Source organism: Vibrio sp. 2033 (assembly GCF_033339735.1).
Genome location: NZ_JAWOVC010000795.1, coordinates 1 through 525 on the forward strand (window position 1 = coordinate 1; position 525 = coordinate 525).

Here is a 525-nt window from a genome sequence, read left to right on the forward strand (position 1 = left end):
AGAAGACAGCCTAATTGAGACTCTATCGGACAGAGAAGTGTCGGTGGTCGGTATTAGTGATATGGATAACGAAACGCGCGATGTGGTGATTACGACAGAAATGAATTAGCGCGTTGTGCGCGGTCAAAACCAAAAGAATGCGATAAACAAAGCCCTTCGTCGGAAGGGCTTTGTACGTTTAACTCGTCTTCTTTTGTAAAGTGGATTTAATGATGAACCAGCGTTAAACCGCTTGGTAAAGCATCAACGAAGACACGTTTTGACTCGCTTTCTGAAAGCTCTTTCACTTCTTCAACCAGCGATACCCACGACTCAGGTACTTTGCTCTGTTTGAGTTTTGTTAGAACTTGTTCCCGGTAGTCGTCAGAAATATCGAATAATCGGTCACCCGTCTTACGACAAATCATTACGGCTGCGAAAGCGATCATTGGTTCTTTCAGCCAATTTTGTTCCAAAAGCTTAGGTAACCATTGCTCAGCTTGTTCACGAGGAATGACGTTGTGCTGGCTGCCATAAAGCGGTGTG

General features: G+C 44.6%; 1 pseudogene. It reads right to left on the reverse strand.

Annotated features, from left to right (window positions below):
• Positions 1-206: 206 nt before the first annotated feature.
• A pseudogene (locus R7P74_RS29130) lies at positions 207-525 on the reverse strand (Hsp70 family protein); the annotation flags it as partial.